The organism is Embleya sp. NPDC059237 (assembly GCF_042754105.1).
GTDB lineage: Bacteria > Actinomycetota > Actinomycetes > Streptomycetales > Streptomycetaceae > Embleya.
This window is the reverse complement of the sequence record NZ_JBHZAE010000001.1, coordinates 96,993-116,944: the sequence shown is the minus strand read 5'-3', so window position 1 is coordinate 116,944 and position 19,952 is coordinate 96,993. Positions and strand designations below refer to the sequence as shown.

Sequence of the window (19,952 nt, the reverse complement as noted above, 5' to 3'; positions counted from 1 at the left end):
GGAGATCGTTCGGTTCCGGGAGGGACGCGGCGGGCCCGCCCCGGCCGGGCCCGCCTCGTCTCGAAGTGTTCGCCACGCTCCCTGGCGAACACCTGCAATCTTGGCCCCTCGACCGGCTACTCATGCGTATCCGAGGCGAAGTTCTTGAGAATTTTACTTTTCTCCGCACAACCATCGAGGGATTTGCCCCGATTCTCGGGGTTCGTTCCAGGCGTAACCTCACTCCTCCAGCGTGTCCCGGGCAATGGCCGTCAAACCGGTCACGAGGGACTCGATCCGCTGCCGACGCTCACCCGACGGATCCGCCGCGCGACCGAGCGCACCCGCGCACACGATCGCAAGCTTGATCACCGCGAAGGCTTCCCAGAACGGGATATGACGGATATTCAGCTCATCCCGGGCGTCGCGGTCGGCGCCGTCGGCACCACGCTCGGCGGCAGCGCGCTCGGCGAGGTACGCGGCGAGCAACCCGTCCGCCGTGGGCAACCCAGGATGGGCATCCGGCGCGTGCCCGCCCCGCCCGGCCGCCAACAGCCGTCCCGCCGGCCCCCAGTAGGCGAGCAGTTGACCGACGTCGGCCGCCGCCGGGCCGAGCGCGGCCAGTTCCCAGTCGAGCACCGCGAGCACCCGCTCCGGGCGGTCCCGTTCGTACATCACGTTGGCCAGGTTGTAGTCGCCGTGCACGATCCGGTCCGGGCCCACCTCCGGCACCCGGGCGGCCAGCACGACCAACACCTCGTCGACCGCCGGCACCGACCCCGCGGCGGAGGCCGCCCATTGCCGCCGCCACCGCCGCAACTGGCGTACCGAATAGGGCTCGGGCCGTGCGTAGTCGCCGAGCCCCGCCGCCACCGGATCCACCGCGTGCAACCGGGCCAGGGTGCGCGCCAGTTCGCCGCCGACCGCCGCCGCCGTGTCCGCGGGCAACCCCCGCACCGACTCGGCCCGGCCGTACACGACCCCGTCCAAGCGACCCATCAGGTAGAACGGCACCCCGATCACCGCCGGATCCGGACACAGCGCGACCATCGGCGCGACCGGGACCGCGCCGCCCGCGAGCGCCGCCTGGAACCGGTACTCCCGGTCCATGTCGTGCGCGGTGGGCAGCCCGCCGCGCCGAGGCGGCGTACGCAACACCAGGTCGACACCGCCGCCGCGCACCCGGTAGGTGGGATTGGACGAGCCGCCCGCCAACGCCTGGACCCGCAACTCCGTCCCCCGCGCAAGCAGGCCCCGCCCGGCCATCCAGTCGGCGAGCGCCCGCGCGTCCACCGCCCCCGGCGCGCTCACGGCAGGTCCAGCAGCGTCGCGAAGCGCGCCTCGGCCGCCGCGCGGCGGGTCGGGATGTGCTCGCTCGGCCACCCCTCGACCGCCCGCCGGCCGCGCAGCGCGAGTTTGGCCACCTGCGCGACGTGCACCTCGTCCGCGCCGTCCGACAGCCGGAAGTTGCGGGCCAGCCGGTACATCTCCTCCAGCGGCAGGTCGGCCGAGTAGCCCAGCGCGCCGTGCACCTGGATCGCCCGATCGACCACCTCGTGCAGGATCCGCGCGCCCCGATACTTGACCTCCGACACCGCCTGGCGGGCCGCCGCCGGTCCCTGGTGGTCCCAGATCCAGGCGGCTTCGAGGGTCATCAGCCGCAACGCCCGGATGTCGATCGCGGATTCGGTCACCATCGCCTGCACCAGTTGGTGCTCGGCGAGCGGCCGGCCGTGCGAATGCCGGGACAGGGCCCGCTCGCAGAGCATGTCGAAGGCCCGCCGGCACTGGCCGATCCAGCGCATCGTGTGCTGGATCCGACCGCCGTTCAGCCGCTTCTGGGCCAGTACGAACGCATCCCCGGGCGCGCCGATCAGGTTCTCGTGCGGCACCCGGCAACCCTCGAAGAGCAGTTCCGCGTGGCCGCCGAGGTGATGGGTCGCGGCGCCGTCGTACGGGTGGTGCATGGTGGGCACGTCGCGCACCACGCGCATCCCGGGCGTCCCCCGCTCGACCACGAACATCGAGGCCCGCCGGTGGCGTTCGGCATCGGGGTCGGTGACCGCGAAGACCAGCACGAAGTCGGCCCGGCGCGCGTTCGAGGCGAACCACTTGTGCCCGTCGATCACCCAGTCCGCGCCGTCGCGCACCGCCCGGGTCCGGATCCCGGTCGGATCGGAGCCGGCCGTGTGCGGTTCGGTCAACGAGAACGAACTGGTCAGCCGGCCGTCCAGCAGCGGCCACAACCAGCGCTCCTTCTGCGCCTTCGACGCACCCACGGCGAGCAGTTCGCCGTTGCCCGAGTCGGGCGCCTGATTGCCGAAGACGGCCGGCGCCGACGGCGTACGCCCCAGGATCTCGTGCATCAACGCGAGCCGGACCTGGCCGAACCCGCCGCCGCCCAGGGCCGGGTCCAGGTGCGCGGCCCAGAGCCCCCGGTCCTTGACCGCCTGCTTGAGCGGGTCGGTGGCGGCGCGCCAGTTGTCCGCGCTCATCCGGTGTTTCACCAGGTCGAGCGGCTCGATCTCGTCGACCACCATCCGCCGGATCCACGCCAGTTCGGCGGCGACCTTTGGATCGGTACTGAAATCCCATGCCATGGCGGGACGTTAACTCTGTTAATTAACAGAGTCAATCATCTCGCGCGACGCCGATCACCGGCGCCCGGCCGCACCGCTCACTCCTCGTCCAGCGGCCCGCGCAGGTCGGCCACCAACCGCTGCATACGATCGGCCAGGTCGTTCAGCTCCTCCGCCGTCCACCCGGACAACTGCCGCGCCAACATCGCGTCGTTGGCGGCCACGAACAGCCGGTACGCCTCGCGCCCGCGCGCGGTCGCCTCCAGGAGCGCCACTCGACCGTCCTCGGGAGCGGTGACCCGAACCGAGTAGCCGCCCTCCTCCAGGATGCGGATCTGGCGACTCAACGCGGCCGGTTGGATGTCGGCCCGCTCCGCCAACTCCGTCGGCCGAATCGGCCCGAAGTCGATGATGCGATGCAACACCCCGATCGCGACCAGGCTCAACGGCACCCCGGACCGCTCCATGTGCAGCGCGTCCAGCCGCCGACTGCTCATCAGCCTGCGGACCGAGCTGATCGCCTCGTTGATCCTGCGTCGGCTCGCCTCGTCGGTCATGGCGTCAGCGTACGGGGGCCGACGGGAGCCGCGGCGGCCACCCGGCGGCGGCCCTTCGCCCACTCCTTCGAGCCAATCGGCCCCGTACCCCTGTCCCCACCGACGTTCGTCCCCAAGACTGATCTTCGTGCATGCCGAGGTGGTCGTCGAAGGCCCGAAAAACGATTCCGCAGAACGCGCGTTCGCGCTCGCCACACCCGAGGCCGGGGTCGTGGTGGCCGCCGCGTCGACCGAGCCCGTGGGCGGGTGCGGGCACGGCATGGGGTGGTTCCTGCGGCGGCTGGGGGTGCACCTGCTCGCCCGGCTGACCGATCGGCCGGAGCGCGGCATCGCCGACTGTCTGGCCGACACGATCGCCGAGACCGCCGCGCTGCACGGGGCCCGCTGCGACCTCGGGCACGAGGCCACCCCGGCCGCCACGGTGGTCGCCTGTCGGGTGCTGGACCACGAGGTGCAATACCTGGTGCTCGGCCCCGGTGTGGTCCACCTGCACCACGACCGGGGCCCGAGCAGCCGGATGACCGGCCCCGACGGCCCGTTGGCCGCCGCCCGAGCACGCCCGGGCATCGCCGCCTACGCCGGCGTCGGCACCGCCCGCCTGTACAGCCTCAGCGGCGCCTCCCTGGCCGCCGACGGCACCGCCCGACCGCCGGCCGGGATCACCCTGACCTTCGGCTCGCCCGCACCGGCCATCCGGTAGGGCGGGCCGTCGAGTCCCGGGCGAGCCGCTACCCGGCCGCCGGCAACTTGTACTCCCGCGCCGCCGGCACCTCGTACGCGTCCTTGGCCACCACCAGGTTGCCCGGCGCGGCCTTGCTCGGCTTGAGGATGTACGACTTGTAGGTGGCCGGCTTGGTCACGTCGGAGAAGTCCTCGGGCGTGCCGAGGCCGGTGTCCATCTGCTTCTGCTGCCGATGCGCGGCGATGATCCCGGCGTGCGACAGGTCCTTCGCCGCGCACGCCGCCTTCAGGTCCTCGCCGAAGATCTTCATCGCGTTGTACCCGGAGATCACCCCCTGGTCCAGGGTCCCGTCCGGATACTTGGCCTTGTAGTCGGCGGCGAGCTTCTTCACCGCCGGGATGTCCGCGCCGATCGCCGGCGCCGCGCTCACCACGTACAACAGTTGCTCCAGCGCCCCCGCCGCGGCGCTCGCCATCACCTGCGGGTGGAAGCCCGGCGCGCTGGTGAGCACCGGCACCCGCAGCCCGGCCACCGCGCCGAAGCCGACCAGGGTCGCGGTCTGCGTCGGCCCGGCGCTGATCAGGATCGCCTTGACGCCCGCGCCGCGCAGTGCGGCGATCTGCGCGGTCAGGTCGGTGTCGGTGGCCTTGATCTTCTGCTCGACGATCTGCACGCCGAGCTTCCCGGCCGCGAACTTCGCGCCCGCCAGCGCGTTTTCGCCGTACTCGCCCTCGAAGTAGACGTGCCCGACCTTGTCCCCGGACTTCAGCTGCGCCGCCTGGGCCAGGAAGTCCATCCCGTTGATCATGTCGATGTCGTAGGTGGTACCGACGATCTGGATCTCCGACCGGTTCAGCAGGGTCGCCGGCCAGGCCTGCGGGAAGGTCAGGATCCGGTCCTGTTTCAGGCTGTCCTGCAACGCGGTGACCACGGCCGAGCCGATCACCTGTGGAAAGCCCGCGACGCCGCCCTTGATCTCGGTGTAGGCGGCCACCGCCTTCTGCACGTCGTAGCCGTGGTCGCGCACGGTGATCGCCAACTTGCGTCCGCAGATCCCGCCCTGCGCGTTGATCTCGTCCACGTACAACTGCTGGGCGTTGACGATGCTCTTGCCCAACGGCGCGTAGGGACCGGACAGATCGGTCAGCGCGCCGAGCGTGATCGTCGTATCGGTGACCCCGGGGCCGGACTTGACCCCGCCCGACTGCTTGTCCTTCTTGTCGTCGTCGCCCTTGGTGCTGCACGCCGTCGCCGCCAGCACGAGCGCCGCGAGCGCCGCCCCCACACGCACGCCGTTCCGAAGCCTCACGGTGCTACTCCTTGGAGCCGATACGGATGGAGCCCTGGGTACGTCCGAGTCGTCCGAGTCCTTCGCCGCGCCCGCCGGGGCCACCGCCCGCTCGACCGCGCAGCAGGCCGACCAGGCCGCCCGGGGCGAACAGCAGGACCAGCACGATCGCCGCGCCGTACAGGTAGCGCGCGGCCTCGCCCGGCCCCACCCCCGACTCCGGGCTGCCGGGCGCCACCACGAGCGGCAGCGTGTCCGCGTACTTGCTCAGCACCTGCGGCAACATCGTCACGAACGCCGCGCCGACCACGGCGCCGGTGACCGAACCGAGGCCGCCGATCACGATCATCGCGAGGTAGTCGATGGACAGCGCGAGGCCGAAGTAGTCCGGCACCACCCGGTTGAAAATCAGCGCGATCAGCGCGCCCGCGAGACCCGCGTACATCGACGACACCACGAACGCGGCGGAGCGGTACCGGGCCGGCGCGACGCCCATCACCGCGGCCGCGATCTCGCTGTCCCGGACCGCGCCCAGCGCCCGTCCGGGCCGCCCGCGCACCAGGTTGCGCGCGGTCAGCGCGGCGACCAGGACCAGGATCAGCGCGAAGTACCACAGCCGTTCGAGCCGACCGAAAGGAATGCCGAGCACCTCCAGGCCGTCCGGCCGGCCGTCGGTGAGGGTGAAGTCGCCGACCCCCATCGAGGGCACCGAACGCCCGTTGAAGCCGCCGGTCACCGACGTCGCGTTGAGCATCACGTGGTGTCCAATGAACACCAGGGCCAGCGTGGCGACGCCGAGGTACATTCCGCGCAGCCGCCCGGAGATCGGGCTGAACAGGCCGCCCACCACACCGGTCAGCAGCACCGCCAGGACCAGCGCGAGCAGCGGCGGCAGGCCCGCGCCGCTCAGGTGGTGCACCCCCACCCGACCCGAGTCGCCCGCGAGCCAGACGTAGCCGTAGGCGCCGAAGGCCAGGAAAAAGGCGTGCCCGAGGGAGAGTTGGCCGGTGGTGCCGGACAGCAGGTTGAGCCCGATCGCACCGATCGCGGCGGCCATCGCGAACAGGCCGGTCTGCAACCAGAACGCGGTCACGTAGAACGGCAGCACCAGCAGCACCCCGACGACCACGACCACCGCGCCGGGCCGAAACCACCGGCGCGGCCCCGGGCGGGCCGCCGCGGCGTGTCGGGCCGGAATCGATTCTGCGGCCCGGCTCTCCGGCGCGGACAGGCGCTCAGACACGGGCACGCTCCTTCGAGCCGAGCAGGCCGGTCGGCCGCCAGATCAACACGAGCAACATCACGACGTACGGGGCGACATCGCCGAGGTTGGCGCCGAGCCAACTCAGATCGCTCTGGTAGCCCGCGGTCAGCGCCGAGGTCAGCCCCACCAACAGGCTGCCGAGCAGGGCTCCGGCGGCCGAGTCCATGCCGCCCAGGATCGCCGCCGGGAACGCGGCGAGCGCGATCTGCCCGGTGGACCGGTCCAGGCCCGCGGACGGGAACGCGGCCAGGAACACCGCCGCGACCGCGGCCAGCGCCCCCGCCACACACCACGCGATCAACTGCACCCGCCCGAGCCGCACCCCCATCAGCGCCGCCGCCTCCCGGTCCTCGGCCGCCGCGCGCATCGACAACCCCCAGGCGGTGAAGCGGAACGCCGCGAAGAATGCGCCGATCAGCAGCACGGCCACCACGACGCAGGCGATCCGCGCGTCGGCGATGTGCACGCCGCCCCAGTCCCGCACGCCCGCCTGCCACGGATCGCCCAGGCTCAGCACGTCGGAGCCGATCCGGCGGGTGAGTTCGGTGGTCAGCAGGATGTCCACGCCGATGGTGAGGATGGTCAGGGTGTGCACCTCGGTGCGGCCCAGGCCGCGGATGAACACCATCTCGACCAGGCCCGCCACCGCGGCCGTCACCACCACCGCGACGAGCAGCGCGAGCGTGAAGCCGAGGTCGTCGTGCAGCTTGGCCACGGTGAACCCGCCGAGCAGCAGCAGCGACGCGTGCGCGAAGTTGATCACGCCCGACGCCTTGAAGATCACCACGAAGCCGAGCGCGATCAGCGCGTAGACCGATCCGAGCGCGAAGCCGTTGAGGACGATCTCGGCGAGTTTGGTCATCGGGACTCCTCGTGACTCTCGCTCCGGCCGCCGTCGCCACTCGGGTCGTGCTCGCCGTCTTCGCCCTCGTCGCCCGCGCCGAGGTAGGCGCGGATCACCGCGGGGTCGCGTCGCACCTCGGCCGGTGTACCGCTCGCGATCCGCCGGCCGAAGTCGAGCACGGTCACCGCGTCGGCGATCCGCATCACCAGCCCCATGTCGTGCTCGACCAGCACGATCGAGATGCCGAGCGAGTCCCGGATCGAGGCGATCGTGTCCGAGGTCTGCGCCCGCTCCTCGGCGTTCATCCCGGCCACCGGTTCGTCGAGCAGCAATACCCCGGGTTCCATGCACAACGCGCGGGCCATCTCCACCCGCTTGCGCATGCCGTACGGCAACAGCGCGACGGAGGTGTCGAAGACCGCGCCCAGCTGCATGAACTCGGCGATCTCCCGGGCCCGTTCGCGATGCCTGCGCTGCTCGCGGACCACCCTCGGCAGGCGCAGTGCGGTGGCCGCGAAGCCGGAGCGGGTCAGCACGTGCCGGCCGAGCATCAGGTTGTCCGCGACCGTGCCCCGGGTGAGCACGATGTTCTGGAACGTACGGGCGAGTCCGAGACCGGCGATCCTGTGCGGGGGCAGCCGGGTCAGGTCGTGCGCGCCGAGCCGCACGCTGCCGCGCTCGGCCCGGTACACGCCGGAAAGCACGTTGAAGCAGGTCGACTTGCCCGCGCCGTTCGGGCCGATGACCGCGTGGATCGTGCCCGGCGCGACGGTGAAGCCGACCGCGTCCAGCGCGAGCAGGCCGGCGAAGCGTACGGTGACCGCGCGCAGCGTCAGCTCGGGCACCTCCGGTGTCGCCGCGCCGCTCATCCGGTCCACCGTCCGAGCGCCCGACGCGAAGTGGTCCGGACCGGCGCGGGTGTGCCCTCCGCTTCGACCGCCTCGCCCAGGTACAACCGGCGCACCTCGTCGGTACGGGCGAGGTCGGCCGACGCACCGGCCAGCCGCACCTCGCCGACGTCGAGCACGTACGCCTTCTCGGCCAGGTCGAGGGCGATCGTCGCGTTCTGCTCGACCAGCAGCACGGCCGTACCCCGGGCGGCGATCTCCCGGATCACCCCTGCGATCCGACCCACCATGCGCGGCGCGAGGCCGAGCGAGGGCTCGTCCAGGAGCAGCAGGCGCGGCGCGGCCATCAGCGCCCGACCGATCGCCAACATCTGCTGTTCGCCGCCGGAGAGCAGGCCGGCGCGCTGCTCGCGCCGCTCGGCGAGGACCGGGAACAGGTCGAGCACCCGGTCGTGTTCGGCGCGGATCTCCGCCGCCCGCCCGCGCCGGCCCAGCGTGCCCGCGCGCAGGTTCTCGGCCACCGTCAGATGGGCGAACACCCGCCGCCCCTCCGGGACCTGCACCACCCCGGCGCGCACGATCGCGGCCGGGTCGCGGCCGCCGAGCCGGACGCCGTCGTAGCGGATGGAGCCGCCGGCGATTGTGCCCCGATGCAGGGACAGCGTGCCCGACACGGCCCGCAGGAGGGTGCTCTTGCCCGCCCCGTTCGCGCCGAGCACGGCCACCACGCCGTTGCCGGGCACGTCGAGGCAGACGCCGCGCAGGGCCCGGACGGACCGGCCGTAGACGACCTCCAGGCCCTCGACGAGGAGCGCTCCCGGTTCCATCGCACCCCTCCCCCGCTGTTGGAGTGACCGCGATCACAGCACGGGGGGTGCACGGAGTCCAGATCCGCCCGCGAGGTCGGGGCAGCCGACCAACGCAGCGGCGTGCGTCTTGTGCAGCGGCACAGCCCGTACCGCGCGGCAGGCCGTGTCTCGGGCCCCTCCTCAGGCGCTCAGTCGATGCGCGTCCAGGGCCAACGCCAACTCCACCAGGTCGCGCGGCAGGCCCAGTTCGCGCCCGGTCAGCTGTTCCATCCGACGCAGCCGGTTGAGCACGGTGTTGCGATGGCAGAACAACCGCCGGCCCGCGCGCACCGCCGAGCCGCCCGAGTCGAGCCAGGCGCCGAACGTACCGAGCAGCAGGTCCCGGTCCACCGCGTCCAGGGCCAGAATCGGCCCGAGCACCCGGGCCGCCAGATCCCGCGCCAGATCGGGCTGCGAGGCCACCAGGGCGGCGGGCAACCGCTCGTCCAAGCGCGCGCATTCACCGTCGGCGGTACACGTGCGCAGCGCGATCTCGGCGAGCCGCCGGGCCCGACCCAGCGCGGCCAACCCGTCCACGATCGGGCTGATCCCGGTCCGCGACCCGGCCACCGGGCCGAACGTTTCGGCAATCTCGTCCAGCCCCGAGGTGCCGAGCAGGACCACCGCGAACTCCCCTTCCGCGCGCGCCCGCCAGACCACCCGCACCCCGTTCGGCGCGGCCCGCCGAGGCGCGTCGTGCACACCGGTACCGGGCAGCGGATGGCGCACCGCGACCACGGCGTAGCGGCCCCGCTCGGGCAGGTCCAACACCCCCGCCGCCGCGGCGAGGTCCGCTTCCGGCGCCCGGCCGTCCAAGAGCGTGTCCAACAGGGCGTGCACCCGCTCGTCGTGACGGTTGGTCAGCTCCGTCTGGACCCGCCGATACTCGTCGGCGATCGCGCTCGCGTGCCGGTCGACGAAGTTCCACACGTCGGTGGCCACGTGCACCAACAGCCGTACCTCGTCCGGCTCCTGCTCCGCCGCGACCTCGACCAACGTCTGCCACAACATCACCCCGCCGAGCCGGTAGGCGTGCAGCAGCGCCTCCAGCGGCACCCCCTGCTCGGCCCGCCGCCGGGCCAGCCGCCCCGACGCCCAGCGGCTGCCCTCCAGTTCGCGCGGCCACACCGCGAGCGCGCCCACCGCGACCCGAAGCGCCTCGTGTGTGCTCTGCCACAACTCGTCCGGCGGCACCCCGCCCGCCACATAGGCGGGTTCGAGATCCTGCAACTCCGCCACGAGCCGATCGGTCAGCTCCGGCAACCGCCCCGGCAGGGCCCGTGCCGCCCGCCGCAGCAGCGCGCTGTGTTTCGGCCCGTCGGACCCCTCCGCATCGACCATGGAACCCCACCCCACAAGGTCAAGGACGCCGTCCGGGGCAACAGTGGCAGATCGAAACGCCCGGCAGGCAGGGGACGAACGGGCCGCCGCCGAGCTGTGATGTGCCGGCCGCGGCCCGGTGCGTGTCGGACGAGGGCCCGGGCCTCAGCCGTTCCAGGCGAAGCGCGGCGCGCGGCGCTCGGTGAAGGCCGCCAACCCCTCGCGGACGTCGGCCGAGCCGCGCGACTCCCGCTCCCACCGCTCGCGCCAGACCTCGACCGGGTCGCCGTCGACCCCCGGATCCGCGCCCGGGACACCGGAAAGGTCCATCGCCAACAGGTCCTTGGCGGCACGTACCGTCAGCTGCGAGCGCGAGGCGATCGTCCGGGCGAGGTCGTACACGCTTCTGTGCGCCTCCTCCGGCCCGAACACCCCGTCCACCAGGCCCACCCGCAGCGCGTGCGCCGCGTCGATCAACTCGGCGGAGAACAACAGGTACTTGGCCGTGGACACGCCCACCAGCCGGGCCAGCCGCGCGGTCGACCCCGCGTCGTAGACGATGCCGAGCTTGGCGGGCGTCACCCCGAACCGGGCCGTGGTGTCCGCGAAGCGCAGGTCGCAGGCGGCGGCAAGCTGGCACCCGCCGCCCACGCACGGGCCCTGGACGAAGGCGATCGTCGGCTTCCCGAAACCGGCCAGCGCCCGCTCGGCGGCCGCGTTCAGCGCGTGGTAGGCGTCCGCCGACTCGGCCGTGGCGTAGTGCCCGCGCAGCTCGCGGATGTCGGCGCCCGCGGAGAACACCCCGCCGCTGCCGGTCAGCACCAGCACACTCACCTCGGGGTCGGCGTCGAGCGCGGCCAGGATGCCCGGCAGCGCCGCCCACATCGCCGCGGTCAGCGCCCCGCGCGCGTGCGGGCGATCGATCCGCAGCGTGGCGATCGGGCCCTCCGCCTCGACCACGAGCCCGTCGACCCCGGTGTCCATGGTGCCCATCCCGCCGCCTCTCCCGCGCCGAACCGCGCCGCCGACCCGCGTCGCGAGGCCACGCTACGGTGCCGGCCGCTCCCGCCCCGGCGCGCCCCCCGGTACCCGCTCGTGCCCCGGATCCAGCGGCGGCCCCGCCATGTCGCAGCCGACCCGCACACACGGCGCGGCGCGCCCACCCGGGACGTCCGGCTCGGTCGTGGCCAGCGCCCCGCTCGGTACGGTGAACCAGGCCACCGCCGAGCCGACCACAAGGAGCGCCGCGCAGATCCACAACGCGCGATCGAAGCCGGTGTCCACCACACCCGGGTCCCGGTAGCCGTCACCGGACAACCCGACCAGCGCCGGCAGACCGGCCACCGCGAGCAGTCCCGCCGCCCGGGCCGCCGCGTTGTTGACCCCGCTCGCGATGCCCGCCCGAGCGACGTCGACCGAGGCCAGCACGGTCGCGGTCAGCGGCGCGACCAGGATCGCCAGGCCCAGACCGAACACCACCACCCCGGGCAGCACGTCGGTGGCGTAGGACGCGTGCGGACCGACCCGCTGCAGCGTCAGCAGCCCGCCCGCGCACACCAGCGGCCCCACGGACAACTGCCATCGCGGCCCGATCCGCCGGGCCAGATCGCCCGACCTGGCGGACAGGAACAGCATCACCACGGTGACCGGCAACAGCGCCAGACCAGCCTCCTGCGCCGAATAGCCCGCCACCGTCTGCAATTCGAGCACCAGGAGCAGCATGAACGCGCCCAGCGCGCCGTAGACGAACAGCGTCACCACGTTGACCGAGGTGAACAGCCGGATCCGGAAGATGTCCAGCGGCAACATCGGCTCGCGCGAGCGCTTCTCCACCAGGACGAACGCCACACCCGTCACCACCCCGGCCGCGGCCGCGAGCGCCGCCGAGGTCGGGTTGGTCTGCGCCTCCACCAAGGCCCACGTCACCCCCGCCAGGGCCAGCGCGGCGAGCGCCGCACCGGTCACGTCGAACCGGCCTCGCGGTTGCGGATCGAAGGTCTCCGGGACGGTGCGCAGCGCCACCACGATGGTCACCACCGCCAACGGCAGATTGATCAGGAAGACCCATCGCCAACTGACCGCGTCCACCAGCCAGCCGCCCAGAAACGGCCCGATCGCGCTCGCCACGCCGCCGAGCCCCGACCAGGTGCCCACCGCCCGGGCCCGGTCGTCGGCGTGGAACGTGGCCTGGATGATCGCCAGCGAGCCGGGGGTCAGCAGCGCGCCGCCGATGCCCTGGAGCGCGCGGGCGGCGATCAGCGTCTCGACGTTCGGCGCGATCCCGCACAGCAGCGAGGCCAGCGCGAACCAGGCCACCCCGATCACGAACACCCGACGTCGCCCGTAGCGATCGCCCAGCGCGCCGCCGAGCAGGATCAGCCCGGCCAGGGTGAGGGTGTACGCGTTGACCGTCCACTGCAGCGCCGCGAGCGAGGCGTCGAAGGAGCGTCCGATGCTCGGCAGCGCCACGTTGACGACGGTCGAGTCGAGCATCGCCATGCCGGAGCCGAGCACGGTGGCGAGCAGCACCCATCGACCGGCGGGAGTCTTGGCGCGGATGCCCCCGGAGGGGAGGGAGACGGACACCCGAGCATCATGCCCCTCGACGCTCCGCCGAAAGCCACCGCACGCGGGTCCTGCGCCGAACGGCCGATCGACCCCCCTGCCCCCGACCCCGTACCACGGGCGGTACGAGCTAGCGGGCTATCCGCGGCGCCGGGATCCCGCGTGGTGTTTCGCGCCGCAGCTGACGATCCGGTCCGGGCAGTACGGCCATCGCGAAGATCATCAGCAGCACCGCGACCACCGCGTCCATCCAGTAGTGGTTCGCGGTCACCACGACCACGAGCAGCGTGATCGCCGGATGCAGCCACATCGCCCAGCTCGCGATCTTGCGACCGGTCCCGGCCGCGCGCCAGACCGAGGCCACCCCGAGCGCGACCACCACCGCCCAGCCCACGTGCAGCGACGGCATCGCGGCGAACTGGTTGGCGATCTTGGCGCCGGCGCCGGCGTACGGCGAGTCGCCCGCGTCCATCCCCGTGTCGGTGAAGCCCGGCATCTTCCGCGGCGGCGCCAGCGGCACCAGGATGTGGATGATCAGCGCGGCGCCGGTCATCATCGCCAGGATGTTGCGCACCCACTTGTAGTGCTCGCGATGGCGGATCCACAACCACAGCAGGAACCCGACGGTCGCCGGGAAGTGCACGTAGGCGTAGTACTTGTTGCAGAACGTGATGGCCGCGTGCGACTGCATGAACCAGTGCTGGATCGACGCCTCGTCGGGCAGTCGCAGGTCCTGCTGCATGGTCAGCAGCTGCTTCGCGTTCGAGAAGGCGGTGGACGTCTCGCCCGAGGCCAGCCCGCGACCGAGCTTGTACACCCCGAACAGCAGCGCGACCAGAAGCAGCTCGCGGGCCGCGTCCTTGATCGTGCGCATCCGGCGGGCCTTGGCCGCGGCCGCCTCGTCCGAAGCCCTCGCCGCCTCGCCGGCCTTCGTCACCGACCCCGCCTGCGTGGTCGGCGGCGACTGCTCGCGCCCCTCGACCTCGTGGGAGGGATCCTCCGTGACGTTGCCCTTCACCACGTCCCCCATGCTGTCGGTTGAGCCGTCGGTCGGCCGATTCGATCCGATCCGTCACCACCCGGGTCGTGGACCACTCCCCGGATCCGCGCGGCGGATCGAGGGGTGCGTTGTCCGGCGGCAACGCTTCAGCCAGGGTAGACGGATCAGGTTAGACCGATCCTCCCCCTGAAGTACCAATCGGGGCCGGCTCGCAGGGGGTACCTCGGTACCTTGTTACGGCCCCTTCTCCTCTGGACGTCGTAGGGGGTCTCCCCGGTTCGGGCGAGCCTGGCCAACTCGCGCACACCGCCCGCCGACGGTACGTAGGCTGCGGGTATGACCGACGCGACGGGGGAAAAGCGGCTCGTACTCGTGGTCGAGGACGAGCCCATGATCGCCGACGCGGTGGCCGCCCGGCTCCGGGCGGAGGGGTTCGGCGCGATCACCGCGCCCGACGGTCCCTCGGCGCTGGCCACGGCCGCCGGCACCCGTCCCGATCTGGTCGTGCTCGACGTGATGTTGCCCGGGCTCGACGGCCTGGAGGTGTGTCGTCGGCTCCAGGCGCTGCACCCGGGGCTGCCGGTGCTCATGCTGACCGCGCGTGACGACGAGACCGATCTGCTCGTCGGCCTGGCGGTGGGCGCCGACGACTACATGACCAAGCCGTTCTCGATGCGCGAGCTGGTGGCCCGGGTGCACGTGCTGCTGCGCCGGCTGGAGCGGGCCGAGGCGGCGGCCCGGGCGGTCTCCCCCGAGGCCGCGCTCCAGTTGGGCGTGTTGCGAATCGACCGCACCCAGCGCCGGGTCCGGCTCGGCGTCGACGAGGTGCACCTGACCCCGACCGAGTTCGACCTGCTGGTCTGCCTCGCCTCGCGACCGCGGGCGGTGCTCTCGCGCGAGCAGTTGTTGGCCGAGGTGTGGGACTGGGTGGACGCGTCCGGGACGCGCACAGTGGACAGCCATGTGAAGGCGTTGCGCCGTAAACTCGGCGCCGAGTGGATCCGCACCGTCCACGGTGTGGGCTACGCGCTGGAGGCACCGTCCTGAACACCGCCGACCTCCGCCCCGTGCGGTCGCGCCGCCTGCGGCTCGGCCGCGGCAACCCGCGCCCGCTGGATCGACTGCGTTCGATCAAGGCCAAGCTGGGCGTGCTGGTGATCGCGTCCGTCTTCGTCTCGACGCTGCTGATCATCCTGGGGCTGCGGGCCGAGGTGCGGTTTCGGTACATGCTCGTGTTCACCTCGCTGGCCTGCCTGGCGGTCACCCTCGTGCTCGCGCACGGGATGACCTCGCCGCTGCGCGAAATGACCGCCGCCGCGCAGGCGATGGCGCGCGGCGACTACTCGCGTCGGGTGCGCGCCACCTCGCGCGACGAGGTGGGCCGCCTCGCCGGTGCGTTCAACCACATGGCGGCCGACCTGGAAGCGGTGGACCGACACCGCCGCGAGCTGGTCGCCAACGTCTCGCACGAGTTGCGCACACCCATCTCCGCGCTGCACGCGGTGCTGGAGAACCTCGTGGACGGCGTGCAGAAACCCGATCCCGACACGCTGGGCCTCGCGCTCACCCAGACCGCGCGATTGGGCCGACTCGTGTCACAACTTCTCGACCTTTCCCGACTGGATTCGGGGGCGGTGCCGCTGCAGGCGCGCGAATTCGCCGTACGGCCCTTCCTGGTCGCGCTCACCCAGGAGACCGGGGCACTGGGCGGCGACGTTCGCTTCGAGGTCGACGTCCAGCCCGCGGAGCTGACCGCACGGGCCGACCCCGAGCGGCTGCATCAGGTTGTTACCAATCTGGTGGCCAACGCCTGCCGGCACAGCCCGTTCGGTGGCACGGTGAGTCTGCACGCACGACGCGACGACGGCATCGGCAGCCTGCGCCTGGAAGTCCTGGACGAGGGTCCGGGAATTCCGTCCGCCGAGCGCGGCCGGGTGTTCGAACGTTTCACCCGCGGCGGCGGAAGTTCGTCCACCGACGGGGGAACCGGACTCGGGCTGGCGATCGCCCGCTGGGCCGTGGATCTGCATGGGGGTGATATTTCCGTAGCCGAATCGAGCCATGGGTGCCGAATCCGAGTGCTCCTGCCCGGTGACCCGACGTAATCGGGTGATCGGCCACTAACTGCACGGGACGATCCCGACATGACGTTCCGTGACCACCAATACGGCGGGAAGCAACAAACGCGACTAAACAGTCAACCGTTTGTGATCTACGCGACGCGGAGGCCGAGGGGCCTGCGCGACACCGGTCAAAGGGCGTAGCCTTGTTTCCCGCTGTCCACCACCCCAGGAAGCGGAAGAGGGCGGTTGCCGCCGTGTCGTCACAGTCCCCTAGCAACCCGATGGCCAGCTTCGGCCCCAACGAGTGGCTCGTCGACGAGATTTACCAGCAATATTTGCAAGATCCCAACTCGGTGGATCGTGCTTGGTGGGACTTCTTCGCCGATTACAAGCCCAGCGAGCCGTCGACGCCGTCGACGTCCGCCGGTCCAGCCACCGTGGCAAGCCCGAGCGGCCCCACACCAGTGAGCGGTACCACGAACAACTCTGGAAACATCCCCGCGCCGAGCACGGCGCAACCCCCGGTGTCGGCGGCGATTTCGTCGACCGCGACGGGGACGACGACTCCGGCCCCGGCCCCGAGCCACCCGATGATGACGACCGGTGTACAGGACGCGGCGCCTTCGTCGACTCCGATCCCGGCCGGCACTCCGGCCCCGCCCGCGCCCGCGAAGTCCGCCCCCGCGGCGCCGGCCAAGCCGCCGGCCGCCAAGGCGCCCGCCGCGCCGAAGCAGCCCGCCGCCTCCCCCGACGCCGTCCAGCTCAAGGGCCCGGCGGCACGTGTCGCGATCAACATGGACTCGTCGCTCACTATTCCGACCGCGACCAGCGTGCGGGCCGTACCGGCCAAGCTGCTGATCGACAACCGGATCGTGATCAACAACCACCTCAAGCGTGCTCGCGGTGGCAAGGTCTCGTTCACCCACCTCATCGGCTACGCGCTGGTCCAGGCGGCGAAGTCGATGCCGTCGATGAACCACGCGTACGAAGAGCGTGACGGCAAGCCGTTCCTGGTCAAGCCGGCCCACGTCAACCTCGGTCTCGCGATCGACCTGACGAAGGCCAACGGTGACCGCCAGCTCGTGGTGGCGGCCATCAAGAAGGCCGACGAGATGGACTTCTTCGCCTTCTGGCAGGCGTACGAGGACATCGTCCGGCGGGCCCGGTCGAACAAGCTCACGGTGGACGACTTCGCCGGAGTGACGATCTCGCTGACCAACCCGGGCGGCATCGGCACCGTGCACTCGGTGCCGCGCCTGATGCCCGGTCAGGGCACGATCGTCGGCGTGGGCGCGATGGACTACCCGGCGGAGTTCGCGGGGGCGTCCGCGGACACCCTCTCCCGCCTCGCGGTCAGCAAGACACTCACGCTGACCAGCACCTACGACCACCGCATCATCCAGGGCGCCCAGTCGGGCGAGTTCCTGCGTCGGATGAATCAGCTGCTGCTCGGCGAGGACTGCTTCTTCGAGGAGATCTTCCGTTCGCTGCGCATCCCGTACGAACCCGTGCGCTGGGTGCAGGACATCTCCGCGACACACGAGGACGACGTCAACAAGACGGCACGTGTGCAGGAGCTGATCCACTCCTACCGGGTCCGCGGTCACCTGATGGCCGACACCGACCCGCTGGAATACAAGCAGCGCCGGCACCCGGACCTCGACGTGGTCGAGCACGGGCTGACGTTGTGGGACCTGGAGCGCGAGTTCGCGGTCGGCGGCTTCGCGGGGCAGTCGCTGATGACGCTGCGCGACGTGCTGGGCGTGCTGCGGGACACCTACTGCCGCACCGTCGGCATCGAATACATGCACATCCAGGACCCGGACCAGCGCCGCTGGATCCAGGAGCGGGTGGAGGTGCCGCACGCCAAGCCGGACCGCGAGGACCAGCTGCGCATCCTGCGCCGGCTGAACGCGGCGGAGGCGTTCGAGACCTTCCTGGCCACCAAGTACGTCGGCCAGAAGCGCTTCTCCCTGGAGGGCGGCGAGACCACCATCCCGCTGCTCGACGCGATCATCTCGGCGGCGGCCGAGGACGGCCTGGACGAGGTCGCGATCGGCATGGCGCACCGCGGCCGGCTGAACGTGCTGACCAACATCGTCGGCAAGTCCTACGCGCAGGTCTTCCGCGAGTTCGAGGGCAACATCGACCCCAAGTCGATGCACGGCTCGGGCGACGTGAAGTACCACCTCGGCGCCGAGGGCACGTTCTCCTCCGAGGACGGCGCCCAGGTCAAGGTCTCGCTGGTGGCGAACCCCTCGCACCTGGAGGCGGTCGACCCGGTCCTGGAGGGCGTCGTGCGCGCCAAGCAGGACATCATCGACATGGAGGGCGCCGACTTCCCGGTCCTGCCGCTCCTACTGCACGGCGACGCCGCGTTCGCGGGCCAGGGCGTGGTCGCCGAGACGCTCAACATGTCGCAGCTGCGCGGCTACCGCACCGGCGGCACGATCCACGTGGTGATCAACAACCAGGTCGGCTTCACCGCCTCCCCGGCCGCGTCCCGCTCGTCCATCTACGCGACCGACGTCGCGCGGATGATCGAGGCGCCGATCTTCCACGTCAACGGTGACGACCCCGAGCAGTGCGTGCGGATCGCGCAGCTCGCGTTCGAGTACCGGCAGACGTTCCACAAGGACGTGGTGATCGACCTCATCTGCTACCGGCGCCGGGGTCACAACGAGGCCGACAACCCGTCGTTCACCCAGCCGCTGATGTACGACCTGATCGACAAGAAGCGTTCGGTGCGCAAGCTCTACACCGAGGCCCTGATCGGTCGTGGCGACATCACGGTGGAGGAGGCCGAGCAGGCGCTCAAGGACTACCAGGACCAGCTGGAGAAGGTCTTCTCCGAGGTCCGGCAGGCCACCGCGCCGCAGGCCCCGCAGGTGGCCCCGGCCGCCCCCGCGGCCGACATCGCCTTCCCGCGGATCGACCCGACCGGCATCGCGCACGAGACGGTCAAGCGGATCGTCGAGTCGCAGGTCTCGCTGCCCGAGGACTTCGCCGTACACCCGCGCCTGCAGCCGCAGTTGCAGCGTCGGGCGGCGATGGTCGAGGACGGCACGATCGACTGGGCGATGGGCGAGACGCTGGCGTTCGGTTCGCTCCTGATGGAGGGTCGCCCGGTGCGCCTCGCCGGTCAGGACAGCCGGCGCGGCACCTTCGGCCAGCGGCACTCGGTCCTGGTGGACCGCACCTCGGGCGCCGAGTACACCCCGCTCGCGCACCTGTCCGAGGACCAGGCCAAGTTCACCGTGTACGACTCGCTGCTCAGCGAGTTCGCCGCGATGGGCTTCGAGTACGGCTACTCGCTGGCCCGGCCGCAGTCGCTGGTGTTGTGGGAGGCGCAGTTCGGCGACTTCGCCAACGGCGCGCAGTCGATCATGGACGAGTTCATCTCCTCCGCCGAGCAGAAGTGGCACCAGCACTCCGGTGTGGTCCTGCTGCTTCCGCACGGCTACGAGGGCCAGGGCCCGGACCACTCGTCCGCGCGCATCGAGCGCTACCTGCAGATGTGCGCGCAGAACAACATGACGGTGGCCGCGCCGACCCTGCCGAGCAACTACTTCCACCTGTTGCGCTGGCAGGCGCTCAACCCGCACCACAAGCCGCTCGTGGTGTTCACCCCGAAGTCGATGCTGCGCCTGAAGGCCGCCGCGTCGAAGATCGAGGAGTTCACCACCGGTCAGTTCCGGCCGGTGATCGGGGACACCACGGTGGACCCGGCCAAGGTCAAGCGGGTGGTCATGTCGTCCGGCAAGTTCCACTACGACCTGGCCGCGGGCCGGGCCAAGGCGGGCCGCGACGACGTCGCGCTGGTCCGCGTGGAGCGGCTCTATCCGCTGCCGGTGGCCGAGCTGAAGGCGGAGCTGGAGCGCTACGGCCTCGACCGCTACGGCAAGGACCTGGAGCTGGTCTGGGCCCAGGAGGAGCCGACCAACCAGGGCGCGTGGCCGTTCATCGCGCTCAACCTGGTCGAGTACGGCCTCCCGGCGCCGCGGCGGATCGCGCGTCCGTCGTCCTCGTCGCCGGCGGTCGGTTCGGCCAAGCGGCACGAGGCCGAGCAGCAGGGCCTGGTCGAGGAAGCGATGAGCTGATCCACGGCTCGTAGG

General features: G+C 71.6%; 16 protein-coding genes. 4 read left to right on the top strand and 12 right to left on the bottom strand.

Annotated elements, in window-relative coordinates; genetic code table 11:
* Positions 1-219: 219 nt before the first annotated feature.
* The 3 genes from ACFXKZ_RS00520 to ACFXKZ_RS00510 form a co-directional block, all read right to left on the bottom strand.
* On the bottom strand, positions 220-1,290 hold the full coding sequence (locus ACFXKZ_RS00520; RefSeq protein ID WP_379994849.1) for a phosphotransferase family protein: 1,071 nt from the start codon (positions 1,288-1,290) through the stop codon (positions 220-222).
* Positions 1,287-2,579, bottom strand: a complete 1,293-nt coding sequence (locus tag ACFXKZ_RS00515; RefSeq protein ID WP_379994847.1) for an acyl-CoA dehydrogenase family protein — start codon at positions 2,577-2,579, stop codon at positions 1,287-1,289. Before ACFXKZ_RS00515 ends, ACFXKZ_RS00520 begins: the two co-directional genes overlap by 4 nt.
* A gap of 77 nt (positions 2,580-2,656) precedes the next feature.
* Positions 2,657-3,115 (bottom strand): MarR family winged helix-turn-helix transcriptional regulator, encoded by a 459-nt coding sequence (locus tag ACFXKZ_RS00510; RefSeq protein WP_379994845.1) that lies wholly within the window; start codon positions 3,113-3,115, stop codon positions 2,657-2,659.
* A 127-nt stretch (positions 3,116-3,242) separates the two neighbouring features.
* On the opposite strand from ACFXKZ_RS00510, the gene ACFXKZ_RS00505 reads away from it, so the two are divergent.
* Positions 3,243-3,815 (top strand): hypothetical protein, encoded by a 573-nt coding sequence (locus tag ACFXKZ_RS00505; RefSeq protein WP_379994843.1) that lies wholly within the window; start codon positions 3,243-3,245, stop codon positions 3,813-3,815.
* 28 nt (positions 3,816-3,843) lie between these two features.
* On the opposite strand, the gene ACFXKZ_RS00500 is transcribed toward ACFXKZ_RS00505, so the two are convergent.
* From ACFXKZ_RS00500 to ACFXKZ_RS00460, 9 genes are all read right to left on the bottom strand, one after another.
* On the bottom strand, positions 3,844-5,106 hold the full coding sequence (locus ACFXKZ_RS00500) for an ABC transporter substrate-binding protein (RefSeq protein WP_379994841.1): 1,263 nt from the start codon (positions 5,104-5,106) through the stop codon (positions 3,844-3,846).
* 4 nt (positions 5,107-5,110) lie between these two features.
* On the bottom strand, positions 5,111-6,283 hold the full coding sequence (locus ACFXKZ_RS00495) for a branched-chain amino acid ABC transporter permease (protein ID WP_379997240.1): 1,173 nt from the start codon (positions 6,281-6,283) through the stop codon (positions 5,111-5,113).
* Positions 6,284-6,320: 37 nt separating this feature from the next.
* The gene (locus ACFXKZ_RS00490) at positions 6,321-7,211 is read right to left on the bottom strand and encodes a branched-chain amino acid ABC transporter permease (protein ID WP_379994839.1); all 891 of its coding nucleotides are present in this window, start codon (positions 7,209-7,211) and stop codon (positions 6,321-6,323) included.
* Positions 7,208-8,062 carry an ABC transporter ATP-binding protein gene (locus ACFXKZ_RS00485; protein WP_379994837.1) on the bottom strand — a complete coding sequence of 285 codons (855 nt, stop codon included), beginning with the start codon at positions 8,060-8,062 and terminating at the stop codon, positions 7,208-7,210. The genes ACFXKZ_RS00490 and ACFXKZ_RS00485 overlap by 4 nt, the downstream gene beginning before the upstream one ends.
* Positions 8,059-8,868 (bottom strand): ABC transporter ATP-binding protein, encoded by an 810-nt coding sequence (locus tag ACFXKZ_RS00480; RefSeq protein ID WP_379994835.1) that lies wholly within the window; start codon positions 8,866-8,868, stop codon positions 8,059-8,061. Before ACFXKZ_RS00480 ends, ACFXKZ_RS00485 begins: the two co-directional genes overlap by 4 nt.
* 162 nt (positions 8,869-9,030) lie before the next feature.
* Positions 9,031-10,230 (bottom strand): PucR family transcriptional regulator, encoded by a 1,200-nt coding sequence (locus ACFXKZ_RS00475; RefSeq protein ID WP_379994833.1) that lies wholly within the window; start codon positions 10,228-10,230, stop codon positions 9,031-9,033.
* Between the two features lie 144 nt (positions 10,231-10,374).
* Positions 10,375-11,193: an enoyl-CoA hydratase/isomerase family protein gene (locus ACFXKZ_RS00470; RefSeq protein ID WP_379997238.1), complete on the bottom strand. Its 819-nt coding sequence runs from the start codon at positions 11,191-11,193 to the stop codon at positions 10,375-10,377.
* Positions 11,194-11,256: 63 nt separating this feature from the next.
* Positions 11,257-12,795: an MFS transporter gene (locus ACFXKZ_RS00465; protein ID WP_379994831.1), complete on the bottom strand. Its 1,539-nt coding sequence runs from the start codon at positions 12,793-12,795 to the stop codon at positions 11,257-11,259.
* Between the two features lie 109 nt (positions 12,796-12,904).
* Positions 12,905-13,795 (bottom strand): phosphatase PAP2 family protein, encoded by an 891-nt coding sequence (locus ACFXKZ_RS00460; protein WP_379994829.1) that lies wholly within the window; start codon positions 13,793-13,795, stop codon positions 12,905-12,907.
* Between the two features lie 315 nt (positions 13,796-14,110).
* On the opposite strand from ACFXKZ_RS00460, the gene ACFXKZ_RS00455 reads away from it, so the two are divergent.
* The 3 genes from ACFXKZ_RS00455 (at position 14,111) to ACFXKZ_RS00445 (ending at position 19,937) form a co-directional block, all read left to right on the top strand.
* Complete coding sequence (locus ACFXKZ_RS00455) at positions 14,111-14,821, top strand: response regulator transcription factor (protein WP_379994827.1); 711 nt, start codon at positions 14,111-14,113, stop codon at positions 14,819-14,821.
* A gap of 20 nt (positions 14,822-14,841) precedes the next feature.
* Positions 14,842-15,879 (top strand): ATP-binding protein, encoded by a 1,038-nt coding sequence (locus ACFXKZ_RS00450; RefSeq protein WP_379994825.1) that lies wholly within the window; start codon positions 14,842-14,844, stop codon positions 15,877-15,879.
* A gap of 239 nt (positions 15,880-16,118) precedes the next feature.
* Positions 16,119-19,937, top strand: coding sequence for a multifunctional oxoglutarate decarboxylase/oxoglutarate dehydrogenase thiamine pyrophosphate-binding subunit/dihydrolipoyllysine-residue succinyltransferase subunit (locus ACFXKZ_RS00445; RefSeq protein WP_379994823.1), 3,819 nt, complete (start codon positions 16,119-16,121; stop codon positions 19,935-19,937).
* Positions 19,938-19,952 lie beyond the last annotated feature (15 nt).